The 16,870-nt window shown below is 73.8% G+C and carries 16 protein-coding genes and 1 riboswitch; of the genes, 3 read left to right on the forward strand and 13 right to left on the reverse strand.

What is annotated here, in order from left to right:
- Positions 1-10: 10 nt before the first annotated feature.
- The gene (locus GTY67_RS01330) at positions 11-1,021 is read left to right on the forward strand and encodes a PRC and DUF2382 domain-containing protein (RefSeq protein ID WP_161277490.1); all 1,011 of its coding nucleotides are present in this window, start codon (positions 11-13) and stop codon (positions 1,019-1,021) included.
- Positions 1,022-1,132: 111 nt separating this feature from the next.
- On the opposite strand, the gene GTY67_RS01335 is transcribed toward GTY67_RS01330, so the two are convergent.
- From GTY67_RS01335 to GTY67_RS01390, 12 genes are all read right to left on the reverse strand, one after another.
- Positions 1,133-1,918 carry an ABC transporter ATP-binding protein gene (locus GTY67_RS01335; RefSeq protein WP_161277491.1) on the reverse strand — a complete coding sequence of 262 codons (786 nt, stop codon included), beginning with the start codon at positions 1,916-1,918 and terminating at the stop codon, positions 1,133-1,135.
- Complete coding sequence (locus GTY67_RS01340; RefSeq protein WP_343238738.1) at positions 1,915-2,916, reverse strand: iron chelate uptake ABC transporter family permease subunit; 1,002 nt, start codon at positions 2,914-2,916, stop codon at positions 1,915-1,917. The genes GTY67_RS01335 and GTY67_RS01340 overlap by 4 nt, the downstream gene beginning before the upstream one ends.
- 101 nt (positions 2,917-3,017) lie before the next feature.
- Positions 3,018-4,067: an ABC transporter substrate-binding protein gene (locus GTY67_RS01345; protein ID WP_161277492.1), complete on the reverse strand. Its 1,050-nt coding sequence runs from the start codon at positions 4,065-4,067 to the stop codon at positions 3,018-3,020.
- Positions 4,068-4,127: 60 nt separating this feature from the next.
- A riboswitch (cobalamin riboswitch) is annotated at positions 4,128-4,315 on the reverse strand.
- 115 nt (positions 4,316-4,430) lie between these two features.
- Positions 4,431-5,654: a beta-ketoacyl-[acyl-carrier-protein] synthase family protein gene (locus GTY67_RS01350; protein ID WP_161277493.1), complete on the reverse strand. Its 1,224-nt coding sequence runs from the start codon at positions 5,652-5,654 to the stop codon at positions 4,431-4,433.
- Positions 5,651-5,932: an acyl carrier protein gene (locus tag GTY67_RS01355; protein ID WP_256063377.1), complete on the reverse strand. Its 282-nt coding sequence runs from the start codon at positions 5,930-5,932 to the stop codon at positions 5,651-5,653. The genes GTY67_RS01350 and GTY67_RS01355 overlap by 4 nt, the downstream gene beginning before the upstream one ends.
- A gap of 88 nt (positions 5,933-6,020) precedes the next feature.
- Positions 6,021-8,075, reverse strand: coding sequence for an acyl-CoA dehydrogenase (locus GTY67_RS01360; protein WP_161277494.1), 2,055 nt, complete (start codon positions 8,073-8,075; stop codon positions 6,021-6,023).
- A 63-nt stretch (positions 8,076-8,138) separates the two neighbouring features.
- Positions 8,139-9,395: a beta-ketoacyl-[acyl-carrier-protein] synthase family protein gene (locus tag GTY67_RS01365; RefSeq protein WP_093694264.1), complete on the reverse strand. Its 1,257-nt coding sequence runs from the start codon at positions 9,393-9,395 to the stop codon at positions 8,139-8,141.
- Positions 9,379-10,413, reverse strand: a complete 1,035-nt coding sequence (locus GTY67_RS01370) for a beta-ketoacyl-ACP synthase 3 (protein ID WP_093694263.1) — start codon at positions 10,411-10,413, stop codon at positions 9,379-9,381. The genes GTY67_RS01365 and GTY67_RS01370 overlap by 17 nt, the downstream gene beginning before the upstream one ends.
- A 191-nt stretch (positions 10,414-10,604) precedes the next feature.
- Positions 10,605-11,561, reverse strand: coding sequence for a carbohydrate kinase (locus GTY67_RS01375; RefSeq protein WP_093694262.1), 957 nt, complete (start codon positions 11,559-11,561; stop codon positions 10,605-10,607).
- Positions 11,562-11,673: 112 nt separating this feature from the next.
- On the reverse strand, positions 11,674-13,032 hold the full coding sequence (locus GTY67_RS01380) for an MFS transporter (protein WP_161279923.1): 1,359 nt from the start codon (positions 13,030-13,032) through the stop codon (positions 11,674-11,676).
- Between the two features lie 41 nt (positions 13,033-13,073).
- Positions 13,074-13,688: a helix-turn-helix domain-containing protein gene (locus tag GTY67_RS01385; RefSeq protein ID WP_093694261.1), complete on the reverse strand. Its 615-nt coding sequence runs from the start codon at positions 13,686-13,688 to the stop codon at positions 13,074-13,076.
- A gap of 94 nt (positions 13,689-13,782) precedes the next feature.
- Positions 13,783-14,340, reverse strand: a complete 558-nt coding sequence (locus tag GTY67_RS01390) for a PadR family transcriptional regulator (protein ID WP_161277495.1) — start codon at positions 14,338-14,340, stop codon at positions 13,783-13,785.
- 126 nt (positions 14,341-14,466) lie between these two features.
- Between GTY67_RS01390 and GTY67_RS01395 the strand changes: the two genes are divergently transcribed.
- A complete protein-coding gene (locus tag GTY67_RS01395; protein ID WP_161277496.1) occupies positions 14,467-14,892 on the forward strand; it encodes a nuclear transport factor 2 family protein in 426 nt (141 codons plus the stop codon).
- A gap of 21 nt (positions 14,893-14,913) precedes the next feature.
- Here GTY67_RS01395 and GTY67_RS01400 read toward each other — a convergent pair whose 3' ends face one another.
- The gene (locus tag GTY67_RS01400) at positions 14,914-15,768 is read right to left on the reverse strand and encodes an ABC transporter substrate-binding protein (protein WP_161277497.1); all 855 of its coding nucleotides are present in this window, start codon (positions 15,766-15,768) and stop codon (positions 14,914-14,916) included.
- 228 nt (positions 15,769-15,996) lie between these two features.
- On the opposite strand from GTY67_RS01400, the gene GTY67_RS01405 reads away from it, so the two are divergent.
- Positions 15,997-16,842: a M12 family metallo-peptidase gene (locus GTY67_RS01405; RefSeq protein WP_161277498.1), complete on the forward strand. Its 846-nt coding sequence runs from the start codon at positions 15,997-15,999 to the stop codon at positions 16,840-16,842.
- The last annotated feature ends 28 nt before the right edge of the window (positions 16,843-16,870 follow it).

A 16,870-nucleotide genomic window follows, 5' to 3' on the forward strand; every position in this document is an offset into this window, starting at 1 on the left:
GGGTTCGGTTATGGGAGCCGCTGACGGTTTCACGGATTCCGGAGAGCTCGACGGTCTGACCGTGTACGACAACGAAGGCGAGAAGGTCGGCAGCGTGGGCCGGGTGTACGTCGACGACGACACCGGCAAGCCCGACTGGGTCACGGTCAAGACCGGCCTGTTCGGCATGAAGGAGAGCTTCGTACCGCTCGCCGGAGCCCGTCGAGTGGGCTCCGACCTGCATGTCTCGCACTCCAAGGACACGGTCAAGGAAGCGCCTCGCGTGGACGCGGACGCGCATCTGTCCGTCGCCGAGGAGGAGGAGCTCTACCGGCACTACGGCCTGACCAGGAAGTCCGGCAACCTCGGTGACACCGGCAAGGCCGCCGGCACGGGCGGCGACGCCCGGACCGTCGCCGGGACCGGCGCCATGGGCGCGGCCGGTGCGGGTGCGGCGGGCGCGGCCCGTGGCACGGGCACGCCGCCGAACGCCCAGGCGACCGGCAGGACCACCAGCGCCGGAGCCGCGGGCACGGCCGGCACCGGCAAGCACCGCGACACCGACGCCTCCGCCACGTCCCGCCCGCTGGCGGGCGCGGGAGCGGGGACCCGGGCCGCCGACATGAGCGGCAAGGAGGAGATGATCCGCTCCGAGGAGCAGCTGCACGTCGGTACGGAGGAGTACGAGAGCGGCCGGGCGAGGCTGCACAAGTACGTGGTGACCGAGGAGGTCACCCGGTCCGTGCCCGTCTCCCACGAGGAGGTGCGGGTGGTCCGCGAGCCGCTGCGGCCCGGTGAGAAGGTGACCGGGACGACGGACTTCGGCGAGCAGGACGTGGAGGTCACGCTGCACGCGGAGCGCGCCACGGTCCGCAAGGAGGCCGTCCCGGTGGAGCGGGTCCGCCTGGAGACCAACAAGGTCACCGAGCAGAAGGAAGTCTCCGCCGAGGTCCGCAAGGAGAAGATCGACTACGGCGACGGCAAGGACATGGACACCGGCAAGGACACCGGTGGCGAGTTCGGCCAGGGACGCCGCCGCTGACGGCGCATCCCCTTCGGCGGCCGGAAGGCCGCTCCCATGTCCTCGGCCTCCGGGCGGGCCCGTGCGAACGGGTCCGCCCGGAGGGCTGTCCGGGGGCCGTGTCCCTTCGGGTCAGCGGCGCGGCAGGAACCGTACGGAGGGACGTCCGTCCGGCCCCTCCGGGGTGACGACCGCGCGGACCCCGTACACGTCCTCGATCAGCTCCTCGGTGATGACCTCGGCCGGGGTGCCGCCCGCGACCACCCGGCCCGCCTTCATCACGGTGATCCGGTCGCAGAACATCGCCGCGAGGTTGAGGTCGTGCAGGGCGATGACGCTGGTGAGGGGCAGTTCGGCGACCAGGGCGAGCAGGTCCAGCTGGTGCTGGATGTCCAGGTGGTTCGTCGGCTCGTCCAGGAGGAGTTCGCGGGGCTGCTGAGCCAGCGCCCGGGCGATCTGGACGCGCTGGCGTTCGCCGCCGGAGAGGGTGTGCCAGGGCTGTGCGGCCCGGTCGGTGAGCCCGGTGCGCCGCAGGGCGTCGGCGACCGCTTCCTCGTCGCGACGGTCCGGGGCGGACCAGGCGCGGCGGTGCGGGATGCGGCCGAGGCGTACGACGTCGAGGACGCTGAGGTCGACCTGGGTGACGGCGTGCTGGTCGACCACGGCGATCCGGCGGGCGACGGTGCGGCGGCCGAGGGCGGCGAGGGGGTCGCCGTCCAGGGTGACGGTGCCGGTGTCCGGGGCGAGTAGGCCCGCGAGGATCCGCAGCAGGGTGGACTTGCCGGAGCCGTTGGGGCCGAGCAGGCCGACGGTGGCGCCGGGCGGCGGGGCGATGTCGACCCCGTCGAGGATGAGCCGGCCACCGGCCGCCCGGCCGACCCGCTCGGCGCGCAGGCCGCCGTTCTCGATGAGGCTCATGGCGTGCTCCGGGTGCGGTACAGGACGGCGACGAACGCGGGGACGCCGATCAGCGCGGTGACGACGCCGACGGGCACCTCCTGCGGGTCGAGGACCGTGCGGGCGAGCGTGTCGACCCAGACGAGGAAGATCGCCCCGGCGAGCGCGGTGACCGGCAGCAGGCGCCGGTGCCCGGAGCCGGTGAGGGCGCGGGCGGCGTGCGGGAGCACCAGGCCGACGAAGCCGATGGCCCCCGCCGAGCTGACGAGGGCGGCGGTCAGCAGGGCGGTGGTGCACAGCAGCACGATCCGGGTGCGGGCGACGTTCACGCCGAGCGCGGCCGCCGCGTCCTGCCCGAAGGCGAAGGCGTCGAGGGTACGGGCGTGGGCCAGGCAGATGACCAGGCAGACGGCGAGGACGGCGGTGCAGAGGGCGACCTCGCTCCAGCCGACCCCGCTGAGCGAGCCCAGCAGCCAGAAGAGCACGCCGCGGGTCTGCTCGGCGTCGGCGGAGGTCATCACCACGAACGAGGTCAGCGCGGAGAAGAGCTGCATCGCGGCGACCCCGGAGAGCACCACCCGGTCGGTGGTGGAGCCGAGGGTGTGGCTGAGCAGCAGCACCAGGGCGAACGAGCAGATGGCCCCGACGAAGGCCCCGGCGGACAGGGACACCGCTCCCCCGCCGACGCCGAGGACGACCACCACGACCGCCCCGGTGGAGGCTCCGGAGGAGACGCCGAGGACGAAGGGGTCGGCGAGCGGGTTGCGCAGCAGGGACTGCATCACCGTGCCGCACACCGCGAGCCCGGCGCCGCACACGGCGGCGAGCAGGGTGCGGGGCATGCGCAGGTTCCAGATGATGCCGTCCCGGATCGGGCTCAGCTCCGAGGCGCCGAAGCCCAGGTGGGAGGCGACGGCGGACCAGACGTCGGGGACGGAGATCCGGGCGGGCCCGATCGTGACGGCGACGGCGACGGAGAGCAGCAGGAGCGCGAGTCCGCCGGCCCAGAGCAGGGCCACGAGCGGGCCGCTGCCCCGGACCGGGCCCGGCGCGGCCGATGTCTTCCGGTCCGCGGTCTCCTTCAGGGCCACGGACTCCTTCACCGTCGGGTTCCCGCCGCTCACCCCGCGAGCCCGAAGTCGCGCAGCCCCGCGGCGACGCGCTCCAGTCCCTCGACCGTCCGGATGGTGGGGTTCATCGCCTGGCCGCTGAGCAGCACGTACCGGCGGTTCTTCACGGCGTCCATCGTCCTGGTGACCGGGTTGGACTCCAGGAACTCGATCTTCTTCTCGGCGCTCTCGGCGGTCTGCATGGTACGGCTCAGGTCGCCGATGACCAGGACGTCGGGGTTCCGGTCGGCGACGGTCTCCCAGCTGATCTGGGGCCATTCGTCGTGGGTGTCGTCGAAGACGTTCTTCGCGCCGAGCTCCCGGGTGATGACACCGGGGGCGCCGCAGCAGCCCGCGAGGTAGGGGGCCTTGGAGTCGGAGAACCAGTAGAGGAGCGATGCGTTCGATCCGTCGATGCCGGCGGTGGCCTTCGCCACCCGCGCCCGGAGCTTCTTCACCAGGGCGTCGCCGCGCTCGGGGACGCCGAACACCTGGGAGAGCTCACGGACTTCGGTGTAGACGCTGTCCATGGTGAGGGGTGCGGTGCGGGCTCCGTCACCGCCGCCGCTGTTGTCCTTGCCGACGCAGTCGGCGGGCGAGATGTAGGTGGGGACGCCCAGCTTCTCGAACTGTTCGCGGGGGGCGACGCCACCCTTGGCGAGGGTGGAGGCGAAGGAGGCGGAGAGGAAGTCGGGCTCCTTGTCGAGGACCTTCTCGGAGGAGGGCCGGTTCTCCGATATGCGCTCCACGCCCTCGTTGGCCTTCTCCAGGCCCTTCATCACCGGGTCGCTCCAGGTCGCGGTGGCCGCGAGCCGGTCGGCGAGGCCGAGCGAGAGGAGGATCTCCGTCGATCCCTGGTCGACCGAGACGGCCCGCTGGGGCGGCGCCTTCACGGTGACGGTGCGCCCGCAGTTCTTCAGGGTGAGCGGGAAGCCGTCGGCCTTGTCGCCGCCCTCGGCGGAGGAGGCGGTGGTGCCGCCGCCGCAGGCGGTGAGCAGGACGACGCCGGCCGCGAACAGGGCGGCGGTGCGTATCGGGGCGGGGGTGGCCTTGGACAGCACGGAGGACCTCGGTGTCTCTGGGCCCAGCCGCGGAGCCCGTCGTACGGTTCCCGTGCCCCGGTGCGGGGCGCGGGTGCCAGCAGGTCTTCGGACTCGGGTTCGTCCGGGCGGGACGCCTTCCCGGAGCACGTGTGCGCTCCAGTGGCCGTGGCCCCGTCCGTCCCCCTCACCGCTGCGCGTCAGTTCCGGTCTCGCACCGGATTCCCTGACCCCGTCGCCGGGGTTCGACTGGCCCCGGCAAGCTATCACGGGTCTTCGTGCAGCTCAGAGCCGGTGTACGGGCCGCTCCCCGGGGGGCCGGTGCGGCGCGGGATCGTCCCGCCGCACCGGCCCGGCCGGCTGCCGTGAGGCCGGCGGAGCGCCTTACGGAGCCTGGAGCGCGATCACCGCGTTCTGTCCGCCGAAGCCGAAGGAGTGGCTGACGGCCCGTCGTACGGGCAGCTCACGGGGGGTCTTGGTGACGCAGTCGATGGCGAACCCGGGGTCGGGGGCGTCCAGGTTGGCGATCGGCGGGACGACGCCGTGCTGGAGCGTCAGGACGGTCAGCCCCGCCTCGATGGCCCCGGCCGCGCCCATGCAGTGGCCCAGTACGCCCTTGGGGGCGGTGACGGGCGGCCGGTGCGGGTAGGCCCGGCCGATGAGGGCGGCTTCCGTCGCGTCGTTCAGCGGGGTCGAGGTCCCGTGCGCGTTGACGTGGTCGACGTCCTCGGAGCGCCACCCCGCGTCGGCCAGCGCCGCGTCGACGGCGGCCTCGGCGACCGCCCCGGAGGGGTGCGGGGAGGTCGGGTGGTGGGCGTCGGTCGTGGCGCCCGTACCGGCGAGCAGCGCCCGGGGGGCCGCTCCTCTGGCCCGGGCGTCCTCGGCCCGCTCCAGGACCATGATCGCGGCGCCTTCGCCCATGACGAGTCCGGCCCGGTCGGCGGCGAAGGGGCGGCAGAGGCGGGCGGGGTCCCCGTCCCGCGGGGCCGCCGCGCCGGAGCGGGCGAAGCCGGTCATGGCGACCGGGAAGACGATCGACTCGGTGGCTCCGGCGATCGCGATGTCGCACTGTCCGAGCGCCAGCATGTCGCGGGCCACGGAGAGGGCGGTCACCCCGGAGGAGCAGGCCGTACAGGGGGCCAGGCTGGGGCCCGTGGCCTTCATCTGGATGGCGATCTCGGCCGCGGGCATGCTCGGGATGGTGAGCAGGATGCCCGAGGGCGAGGTGGCCTCGGGGCCGCGCCGCTCCAGGGCGACGGCCTGTTCGGTGAGTCCGGCGGATCCGCCGCTGCTGGTGCCGACGACGACGGCGACGCGGGCGCCGTCCCAGTGGGCGGGGTCGAGTCCGGCGTCGGCCACCGCCTCCCGTGCGGCGAGGACGGCGAACTTGACGTACCGGCCCATGCGGAAGGCGGTCCGGCCGCCGACTGCGTCGTCCAGGTCGATGCCGGAGACCGTACAGGCGAAGTCGACGGCGCAGCCGTGCAGTTCGGGGACGGTGCGCGCGAAGGACTCCCCGCGGCAGACCCCGTCCCAGGTGGTGTCGGTGGTGTGGCCGGCCGGGGTGATCATCCCCAGGCCGGTGACGGCGATGGCGGGTCGGTTCATCGGGTGTTGCTCACCGGCACCGCACTGCCTGCCGCCTCGCCGCCGACGGCCGCGTCGATGAACGCGGAGATGTCGGCCAGCGTGGCGTCCTTGTAGAGCTTCTCGGAGTCGGCGGCGACTCCCAGGGTCTCCTTGATGATGACGGCGAACTCGGCGACCGCCAGGGAGTCCATCTCCAGGCTGTCCATCGTGGACTCCGGCAGGATTTCGGCTGCGGGCACCTTGAACGTCTCGGTCAGCACCTCGGTGATCTTCGGGTGGATGGTCTGGGTCGTCACGGTGTTTCCTCTCATCGGCGGCCTCTTGGACGGCGGGTGGCGATATGCACGGACCCACCGCCGAAATAACTGGAGGGTGCCCCTCCGGTTACGCCTTGGGGCGAACCGATTCGTCTACGCTCACCTGCGGCTTCTCGAACCACCGGGAGAGCACCGACGTGGTTCCCCAGTACGCCAGCAGCACACCGCGGGTGCCGAGCGCCGCCACCTTCTCGCGCAGCGGGCGCCGCCGCTTGCTGCCGCAGGCGGGCCGCCGGAAATCCGCCGTACGGCGCCCGGCTCCGCCCGCCTTGCGCCCCACCGCCCCTCCCGGCCTGCGGTCCCGGTGCCAGGACCCTTCCGGATCGTCGTAGGCGTCCGCGTAACCGGGTCCGGCGATCGGCCAGTCCGACATCAGGCGCTCCGGCAGCGCGAACGCCTTCACCAGCTCGGGGGCGTGGCGGGCCACGGTCGCGATGAGCCGCTCCACCAAGTCGGGGAGCAAGGACACCTGTTCGGCGGTCAGCCGTCCGGAGGCCAGCAGGTCACCGCTGTTGCGGGCGATCCACTGGAGGGCGAAGAGCCGGTGCAGCTCGGTCAGCCGCTCGCGGGCCGGACCTGCGGGCAGTGAGGCGGTGGCCTGCTCGTACGCCTCGCTCGCCTGCCGGTAGCCGTACGCCTCCACCCCGCGCAGGGCGGGGCCCGAGGCGGCGTTCCACCGGCCGAGCGGGTCGCCGGGCGGGGCGGCGCTGATCCGCTCCCGGGCGCGGTCGAACCAGATGTCCTCCACCGCCGCGAGCAGCCGGCCCAGGAAGCGCGGGTCGTCCAGGTCGCCGGGGCCCTCCGTCTCCTCCTCGTCCCGGACGGTGACGCTGAACAGCATCTCGGCGGCGGCCTTGGCGTGGACGGCGAGGTTGTCGCCCTCGGCGGTGATGGCGCCCTCGATGCCGGTGAACAGCTCGGTCATGCCGTTGTTCTCCAGCAGCCCCTGCGCCCCGCACCGCTCCCGGCACTCGACGATGACGCCGCGCGCCTGCCAGGTGATCCACCCCTTGGCGACGGCGACCAGCCGCTCGGCCTCGGCCCGGTCGGCGGCCGGGGCGGACTCCCAGCGGTCCAGCGCCCTGCGGTGCAGCAGGCTCATCGCGAAGACGGTGGCCATCGCCCCGGCGAGCGGGCCGTGGTGGCTGCGGTGCGCGTAGACGGGGACCCGGCGCGAGCCGCGCGATCCGGAGACCAGCCGGTGACCGGCGTACCGGATGGCGATGGCGAGGGTGACCCGGGCGGAGCCGACCGCGCAGGCGCTCATGGAGAGCTTGCCGGGGGTGACGCGGCCGATGGAGAGGAGGAACCGCCTTCTGCGGTTGGCCAGTTCGCTGGTGAACCGCCCGTCCGCGCCGATCCGCCCCTGCTCCCCGGCGAGCAGCGCCTCGCGCGGGACGAAGTACCGGTCGAAGGAGGTGAGGCAGTGGTCGACCGGGGAGCCCATGCGGGCGGGCAGCCGCCGCACCCGTACGCCGGGCAGGGCGCTGATGGCGTCGGTGAGCGGGGCGAGGAAGAGGAAGACCCCGTGGTCGGTGCCGTCGGCGAGGAGCCGGGCGGCGACCACACCGGCCTTGGGACCGCCTGCGGGGCTGGTGTTGGGCATGAACTTCTGGGCCCCGGAGTTCGGGGTGTGCAGGACGAAGCCGTCGCGTTCGCGGTCGTACGTCGCGGTCGTCTCGACGGCCGCCGCGTCGTTGCCGTGGGCCACCTCCGTACAGAGGAAGGTTCCGATACGCCGCAGCTCCAGGAAGTCCGAGAGGTCGCGGAGCGTGCCCGGGTCGTGGTCGAGGAGGGAGCCGAGGAAGAGGTTGTAGTGGATGCCCGCGACGGTGGTCAGCGCCGGGTCGACCGGGCCGAGCCATTCGTGCAGGGCGGCCAGGGCGCGGGGGTCGGCGGCCAGCCTCGCGCCGCTGTCCAGTGCGTTGTTGAGGATGCGGAGCCGGTGGTAGGAGAGGGCGAGCCGTTCATCGGGGGTGCCCCCACCGGACCGGCGAAACGGTTCTGTTGTGAGCAGCCGTCGCCAGAACCCGTGCTCCTGGCGGAAGTTGTCGCCGTAGAGCACTCGGGTGAGCAGATCGTTCGTGGAGGGACTGGGTGGTTCATGCGTGGATACGGTCACGACAGAGTAACGATCAAGGAACGGCGAGGACACCCCCCGCCGTTCCCGAACGGCCCTGCGGGGTCAGGTGCGTTGGAAGGCGAGCGCCACGTTGTGCCCGCCGAAGCCGAAGGAGTGGCTCACCGCGCGCTCCACCCGCTGGTGGCGGGGTTCCTTCACCACGCAGTCGAGGGGGAAGGCGTCGGGGAGGGCGTCCAGGTTGGCGATCGGCGGGATGAGGGAACGTTCCAGCGTCAGGACCGTGGCGACCGCCTCGATCGCGCCCGCCGCCGCGAGGGTGTGGCCGACGACGCCCTTGGGTGCGGTGACCGAGGGGCGGTGCGGGAAGAGCCGGGAGATGAGGGTGGTCTCCATGGCGTCGTTGAGGGGGGTGGAGGTGCCGTGGGCGTTGATGTGGTCGACCTCGTCGGCCGCCCAGCCCGCCTGGTCGAGGGCGGCCTGCACCGCGCGCTGGGCGCCGCGCCCGTCGGGGGCCGGGGCGGTGGGGTGGTGGGCGTCCGTGCTGGAGCCGGCCCCGGTGAGCAGGGCGCGGGCCCGGCCGCCCCGGGCCCGGGCCGCCTCCTCGCGCTCCAGGACGAGCATGGCGGCGCCCTCGCCGATCACGAACCCGTCCCGGTCGGCGGCGAACGGCCGGGATGCTGCCGCCGGATCGGCGGTACGGGTGGAGAGCGCGCCCATCCGGGCGAACGCGGTCACCACCAGCGGGGTGAGCACCGACTCGGCGCCCCCGGCCACCACCACGTCGCAGCTCCCGCCGAGCAGCAGATCGCGGGCGACGGCGATCGCGGTGGCCCCGGAGGCGCAGGCGGTGGCGGGCGCGAGGGACGGGCCGCCCGCCTTCAGGGCGATGGCGACCTCGCCCGCCGCCGCGTTGGGGATCATCATCGGGACGAGCAGCGGCGAGACCGCCTCGGGCCCCGAGGCGGCCAGCTTGGCGGCGTTGTCGACCAGGACGGAGACGCCCCCGACGCCGACGCCCAGCACCACGCCGACCCGGCCGCCGTCCCACACCGCCGGGTCGAGACCGGCGTCGGCGACGGCCTGCCGGGCCGCGACGACGGCCAGCTTCACGAACCGGGCCATCCGCCACACCGAGCGGCCGCCCACCGCCTCGTCCAGGTCGACGGAGTCGACCGGGCAGGCGAAGTCGACCGGGAGACCGGCCAGTTCCGGCCGTCGCCGGGCGGTGGAGTGCCCGGAGCACAGCCCCTCCCAGAAGCTGTGCTCGTCAGCCCCTGCGGGTGTCACCAGGCCGACCCCCGTCACCGCGATGGCGGTGCCGGTGGCGGCTCCGGTGCCCTGATCAGCGGACTGCGACATGCTGTGTTCCTTCCGTAGAATCCGTCGAGTTGGTCTGCGGGGTCCCCGGCCACCGAAGTGCCGCCGAACCCCAGGTCAATCCGCCCCCGAACGCGGTGAGCAGCACCCGGTCCCCGCCCCGGAGCACCCCCCGGCCCGCCGCGTCGGCCAGGGCGAGGGGGATGGAGGCGGCGCCGGTGTTGCCGACCCGCTCCACATGGGTGACGCAGCGCTGCGGCCCGATGCCGACCCGGTCCGCGACGGCGCGCAGGATCCGGGCGTTGGCCTGGTGCGGCACGAAGTGGTCGACCTCGGCCGGGTCCCAGCCCACCCGCTCCAGCAGCACCCGGCACGAGCCGGTCATCCGCTCCACGGCGTGCTGGTAGACGGTCTGGCCCTGCATCCGGAAGTACGCGTCCGTCAGCGCGGGCGGTTTTCCCTCGGCCCGGGCGCGGGCCCCGCCGCCGGGGACGGTGATGAGGTCGTGGCCGGTGCCGTCGCTGCCCAGGTCGAAGGCGAGCAGTTCACCGGGGTCACCGGTCCGCCCGGCCGCCACCAGAGCCGCGCCCGCCCCGTCGCCGAAGACGACTCCGGCCGAGCGGTCGTCGGGGTCCAGCCAGGTCGAGTAGACGTCGGCGCCGACCAGCAGGACGCGCCCGTAGAGGCCGGAGGCGACGAGCCCGTGGCTCAGGGCGAGCCCGTAGACGAAGCCGCTGCACACGGCGGCGATGTCCAGCGCCGGTACGGTGCCGAGCCCGAGCCGGGAAGCGAGGGCGGGCGCGGTGCCGGGGCAGAGGTGGTCGGGGGTGGCGGTGGCGAGGACCACCGCGTCCACGGGTCCCGCCGCCGGGGAGCCCGCGAGCAGCCGGGAGGCCGCCTCGTAGGCGAGGTCCCCGGTGGCGGTCCCGGGTCCGGCGCGGTGCCGGCTGCCGATCCCCGTACGGCGGCGGACCCAGGCGTCGTCGACACCCCACGCGGCGGGGAGCCGGTCGTTGGGGACCGGCTCGCCCGGCACCCAGCCCGCCACGCTCTCCAGCACCGCCGTGCGGCCGCCGCCACCGTCCGCTAAGGCGCGCTCCTGCGCCTGCGGCCCCGGCCCGCTGCCCACTGCCCGTCTGCTCGCCACCCGCTGCCCCGATCCCGTTGTCATACTGCGAACGGTTGACGAACGGCGGGACGCCTGGCGAGGGTGCGTTCGACTGGGCCGAACGGGTCATGACGGTTTGTCAGTTACGTACGAGCGCCTCCCCGGGCTCCGTCACGACCGAGCGCCTCCCTGAGCTCCGCCGCGTCGGGCGGGTTGGCTCCGGCCCGCGAGACGGTGACAGCGGCGGAGGCAACCGCGTGGCGCAGTACGTCGGTGAGGGTGTCCCGGTCCACGGCGTGCAGCCGCTCCCGGGCCCCGGCGCCGAGGAGCCCGTGGGCGGCCAGCGCGTGGAGGGTGCCCGACATGAACGCGTCGCCCGCGCCGACGGTGTCCACGACCTCGACCGGCGCGGCCTCCACGGTGATCCGCCCGCCGGGCAGCACGGCCAGGGCCCCGTCACCGCCCCGGGTGACGAGGACGGCGGCGGGCCCGTGCTCCAGCCAGCGGGCGGCGACCTTCTCCGGCCCCTCCCCCGGATACAGCCACGCCAGGTCCTCGTCGCTCGCCTTGACCAGGTCGCTCAGCGCGACGCACGCCTCGACCCGGGCCACGGCCGCCGCGTGGTCGCCCATGAGGGCGGGCCGCACATTGGGGTCGTAGCTGACGGTCGCGGTGGCCCGGGCGGCGCGCACGATGTCCAGGACCGTGGCCGCCCCCGGCTCCACCACCGCCCCGATCGACCCGGTGTGCACATGGCCCGGAGCGGGGTCGACGGGCACCGGGGCGAGGGTCCAGGCGATGTCGAACGCGTACGAGGCCTGCCCTGCCGCGTCGAGGGTAACGACGGCCGACGGGGTGGCGGTCGCGGAGTGGTCGGTACGGACGGTGACTCCGGCGGAGGCCAGGTGGTCCCGGATGAGCCGCCCGTTCGGGTCGGGGCCGAGCTGGGTGAGGAGGGTGGCGCGGTGGCCGAGGCGGGCCAGGCCGTAGGCGACGTTGGCGGGGCTGCCGCCGGGGTGGACCCGGTCCTCCTGGTCCGGCTCCCGGACGATGTCGGCGACGCATTCGCCGACGACCAGCAGTTCGCTGTGGTCGAGCATGGGGGTGGATCTCCTCAACTGCGGTGACGTGGGGGTGCCCCGGCCTGTGCCCCCATTGAGCCCGATCCGGCCCCCCGGGCGGAAGCCACCCCGGGCATCGGGCACCGCCCGGTCACCGTTCGGACGCCGATCCGGCCGGAACGGACAGCGCGGGGGCCAGGTCCCCCTGCGGGCGCCCGTCGTCCCGGCGCGCCCAGAGCAGGGCGACGGCCAGCACGACGGCGGCGGCCAGCAGCCAGGGCAGCGGGCCGAGCGGCAGGGCCCCGGCGGTCAGTCCGGCCCCTGCGGCCACCAGCTGGAGGGCGAGCGACTGGACGGAGAGGGCGGTGGCGCGGCCCGAGGCGTCGACCCGGCGGTGCAGCAGGTCGTTGGTGTTGGGGCCCGCGACGCCGAGCCCCAGGTACACCAGCCCGTAGCCGGTGACGGCGGCCGCCGTGGCGAGCGGGCTCGTCGCGCCGGTGGTGACACCCAGCAGGGTGAGTCCGAGCGCGACCACTCCCCCGCCGGCCAGCACCGCGCGCTCACTGCTGCGGGTCGACCGGGCTGCGAGCGGGGCGAGTTGGCTGCCGATGGCGGAGCACAGGAACCCGGCGCAGGCGAGCCCGGCGAAGAGCAGCGCGCCGGATTCGGCCGCCCCCGTCAGGGCGGCGGCCCGGCCCGGGGTGAGCAGTTCGACGGCGGCCAGCGCGGCCCCGGCGGCGCTCGCGGTGAGCAGGATGCGCCGGATGAGGGCGTCCCGGGCGCCGAGCCGGAGCCCGGCACCGATGGCGGCGGGCACACCGCCGACGACGCCTCGCAGGGTGGCCGGGGGCCGGGGCGGTTCGGGCAGGGCGCTCAGCACATACAGCACGAAGACGATCTCGACGAGCGCGCCGAGGAGCGCGGGCACGGAGAGCGGGATGACGAGCCCGCCGGTCGCGTCGGCCGGCCACTCCCCCACGCCGGTGCCGAGGCCGAGCAGCCAGGGCACCGCGCCGCCGAGCAGGGTGCCGAGCGCGAGGGCGGCCGACGTGGCGGAGCTGCCGCGCGCCAGTCCCGTACGGATGTCGGCGCCGGGGCCCGCGTGGGCGTGGACGGTGTCGACGTACCAGGCCTCGGCGGGCCCGCTGGAGAGGGCGCGGGCGCAGCCCATCAGGGCCATGCCGAGCGTGATGGCCCAGGCCGCTCCGGCGAGGCCGAAGAGGGTGAAGGCGGTGCAGTTGAGCAGCCCGGCGGTGGCCAGGACGGTGCGGCGGCCGATGACGTCGGAGAGGCCGCCGGTGGGCAGCTCCATGGCGGCGGCCGTGAGGGAGTGCACGGCGAAGAACCCGGCGATGGCGGCGAGGCCCATGCCCCGGTCGGTGAAGAGGAGCACCCCGGTCGCGATGGACATGCCGATGGGGAGCCAGAAGAGGAACGAGACCGTGGCGAACCGGCGGCGCGCGGTCAGCGGGTCGAGGCCGCGCCCGGCGGGAGCGGGCGGGCTCGGTATCGGCGCGGCGCCGCCGGGCTGCGGGGTTGCGGCTCTGCCGCTCACGAGGCGTCCCCCTCCGTGTCGGGGGCGGGCTCCGGTGCCAGCGGAAGCCCGGCCGTGAAGACCACGACCTGTTCGGCGCGGGGGTCGTCCGCGTCGCGGGCGGCCAGTTCGGCGGTCTTGGCCGCGACCGCCTCCCACAGCTCGGTCAGCGACTCGGGGGTCAGCCGGGGCAGAGCGTCGCTCAGGCCTGACGGCTCCTGCCAGGCGCTGTCGATCCGGCCGCTCTCCAGGTCGGCCTCGTGCCGGACCAGCGACCGCTCCAGGTGTTCGAGCTGGCGGCGGCGGATCGTGCTGAGCGCGGCCCGGCCGCCGGGGGCGCGGTGCATGGCCTCGTTGCTCCACGAGGTGAGGGTGTGCACGGCCTTCCAGCGGCGTTCCCGGCTGTCGCGGTGGTCGGCCTCGGCGACGAACGCGTACTTGGCGAGCACCCGCAGGTGGTAGCTGGTGGAGGCCGACGACTCGCCCGTCCGCGCGGCCAGCTCGCTGGCGGTGGCCGGGCCGTGCTGGCGCAGCAGCCCGAGCAACTCGATCCGCAGGGGGTGGGTGAGGGCTTTGAGCGCGGCTCCGTCGCGGTCGGGATCGAGTACGCGGCGGGTGGGTTCGCTGGTCATGGCAGCAGCGTAGGGCGGCCCACCCGCTTTCCCAAAGTATTTTTGCAGAATATTTTTTGGAGAGTTGTGAAGGCGCCCGTCAGGCCGGCTTCCGTCAGCCGGCGGACCGCGCCCGCAGGACCTCGGCGACCTCCCGGCACCAGTCGCGGTTGGCACGCTCGAAGTCCAGCCCGCGGCGGCAGGTCAGATAGGGGCCGATCCGCTCCCCGTACCGCAGGAACTCCTCCTCCGGCCGCTCGCCGCGCATCCCCTTCAGCAGCGCCTCGAACTGCGCGGCCTTGGCCTCGGCGAACTCCGCCCGCTCGGTGAGCCGGGCGATCAGCTCACCGGCGTCGAGATGGTCGGCCGCCTGGACCTTGACGAGCAGGTCGTCCCGGATGAACGAGGGCTTGGCGGCGTCCGCCGCGAACCGCTCCAGCTCGGCGAGACCGTCGTCGGTGACCCGGAACAGGCGCTTGTTGGGCCGGGCGTCCTGCACGACCTCACGCCCGGCGACCAGGCCCTCCTTCTCCAGCTTGGCCAGCTCGGCGTACAACTGCTGGGGCATCGCGTGCCAGAAGTTGGCGACGCCCATGTCGAAGGCCTTGGCCAGCTGGTATCCACTCAGTTCCTCGTCCAGCAGCGCCGCCAGCACGGCGTGGCGCAGGGCCATCGGACCGCCTCCCTCCCGTGTCCACCCACCCCTGTCCAGGAGCACGCGGTCCATGATAGTCATGAAAGTGACTACTCATATTTATGAGTAGTCACTTTCATGAGCACCAGCCTTCGAGGAGACGCCATGACCACCGCAGTGGACCGCTTCCGCACGGCCGTCGACACCCGCGACCTCAGCGCCCTGGACGATCTGTTCACCGAGGACATCCGGCTCTACAGCCCGGTGAAGTTCACCCCGTTCGAGGGCCGGCCCATGGTGCTGGGACTCTTCGGGGTGCTGCTGCGCACCTTCGAGGACTTCCGCTACGTCGGTGAGTTCGCGGGCACGGCGCAGACCAGCGTGGACGGCGCCGAGGCCCCGGCCGCGGTCCTGCTCTTCCGGGCGACCGCGAACGGCAAGGAGATCCACGGCATCGACCTGGTCCACCTCGCCGAGGACGGGCGGATCAAGGAGTTCACCGTGATGGTCCGCCCCCAGTCCGCCGTGCACGCGCTCGGCGAGGCGGTCCTCGCCGGGCTCGTGGCCGACGGACTGGTCCCGACGGAATAGCCCCACCGCCTAGGACAGGCCCTAGCCCCCCAGCGCGTCCGCGACCAGGCCGAGGAAGCGGGCGTGGTCGCGGGGGCCGTACAGGGGCTCCGGGTTCCACGGCACGACCGGCTCCCCGCCGTCCCAGCCCAGCTCGTCGAGGGGGGCGGCGTGGGCGCGGATGTCGGTGAGGATCACATCGGGGCGCAGCGCGAAGGTCGCGGCCCGGTCGAGGGTGGACCAGTTGGCCCCGGGGCCGGGGGCCGGCTCCACCAGGTTGACGCCGAGTTCGGTCAGGACGCGCAGCTCGGGCCACATCTTGGGGCGGGCGACATGGGCCTGGTCGGGTCCGGCCGGGGAGAGGGCGAGCACGCGGGGCGTGTCGGCCGAACCGGCGGCGGCCACAGCCCGCAGCCGCTCCCGGGCGGCGTCGAGATCGGCGTCGGCGTCCGCGCGGGCCTCGGCGCCGAGCGAGCGGGCCAGCTCGGCGAACCGGTCGCCGATCTCCTGGAACGTCCGGGCCTGGCTCACATCGATGACGACGACCGGGACCCGCTCCTCCAGCGGCTTGGCGGTCTCCGGCGCCAGCCCGTACACATGGCCGTTGCCGTAGCTCACCGCGACGACCAGATCCGGCCGTCCGCTCAGCAGCCGCTCCACGTCCAGCCCGCTCCCGGCGCCGACGTACGCGACCTCGTCCAGCGGAAGCGTGCCGGTCTTCTCACGGTCGGGCTCGGGGCCGTCGTGGTCGGAGCCGAAGATTCCCTGCGGCCGTATGCCGAGGCCCCACAGTGTCGCCCCGGCCTGGACATAGGCGAGCACCCGCTCGGGCCGCCGGACCGCCGTCGACAGCTGACCCCGGTCGTCGGAGAACCGCCATTCGCTCTGTTCCGTCACGTCACACACGCCCCTCTGCCACCGACTGCCGTACCGCTTGTGCGAGTTCGTACACGTGTACCTGCCCACCTGCTCACCGCCACACCCCTCGACCCGGCACCAACCTTCGTACCACCCGGTATCCGGCGCGACGAGCGGTCGAGGTCACTCAGTGTTAGAAAGAGGACACGTTCAGTGATCTGGGGCGGCCTTCCTCCGCCCGCCCTCTCCGGATGGAGACAACTCCCCATGCGCGCACCCCTCTTGAAAGTGACTCTGGCCGTCGGCCTCGCCGCCTCCCTCTGCGCCGCCCCGTTCCTCACCGATACGTCGGCGAGCGCCCCGGCCGCTCCGGCGGCGGCTTCGGGAGCGGTGCGCTGCCCTGTCGTGGATGTGCTGGTGGTCCACACGCCCAAGGCCGCCCGGCGGCTGGGCGGCGAGCACCGGGTCCCGGCGTCGGCCCAGCGGATCGCGACCCGGATGAACCGCTCGCTGGCGGCGGACGGGCTCTGCGGGATCATCCGGGTCGTCCACCCGTACACGGCGAAGGGCTACGACGGTTCGGAGGAGTTCCGGGCCGCGTACGCCCTGCTGAAGGACCACACGTCGGGGCTCGGGCGCCAGGTGCACGAGCAGCGCGAGCGGTACGGCGCCGATCTGGTGACGCTCGTCGTGGAGCGGGCCGAGCGGGGCGGCGGCACCGCGGACTACACGCCCGCCCTCGACAGCTCCACCCATGAGTACGCGTACGCCGTCGTCGAGGTCGACGGGATCGAACTGGACTCGGCGAGCCACGAGATCGGGCACAACCTGGGCCTGGCCCACGACCGTACGACGCTGGCGTCGGACACCGGCGGGTCGATGAACGTGAGCCGCACCCGCCCGTACAACACCGGCTGGATCACCGAGGACAGGCGGCACTACACCCTCATGGCGTACCGGGCCTCGTGCGGCACCCACTGCAAGCGCATCAGCCGGTTCTCCAGTGCGGAAGGGAAGTGGCAGGGGCACCGGCTCGGCGACGCGTCGAACGACAGTGTGCGGGTGCTGCGCGAGACGATGCCGATCGTGGCCGGTTACCGTTCGAAGGCCTGACCGGCCGGGTCCCGTGGCCCGCGACCGG

This window comes from Streptomyces sp. SID8374, assembly GCF_009865135.1.
In the GTDB taxonomy this organism is placed as follows: Bacteria; Actinomycetota; Actinomycetes; order Streptomycetales; family Streptomycetaceae; genus Streptomyces.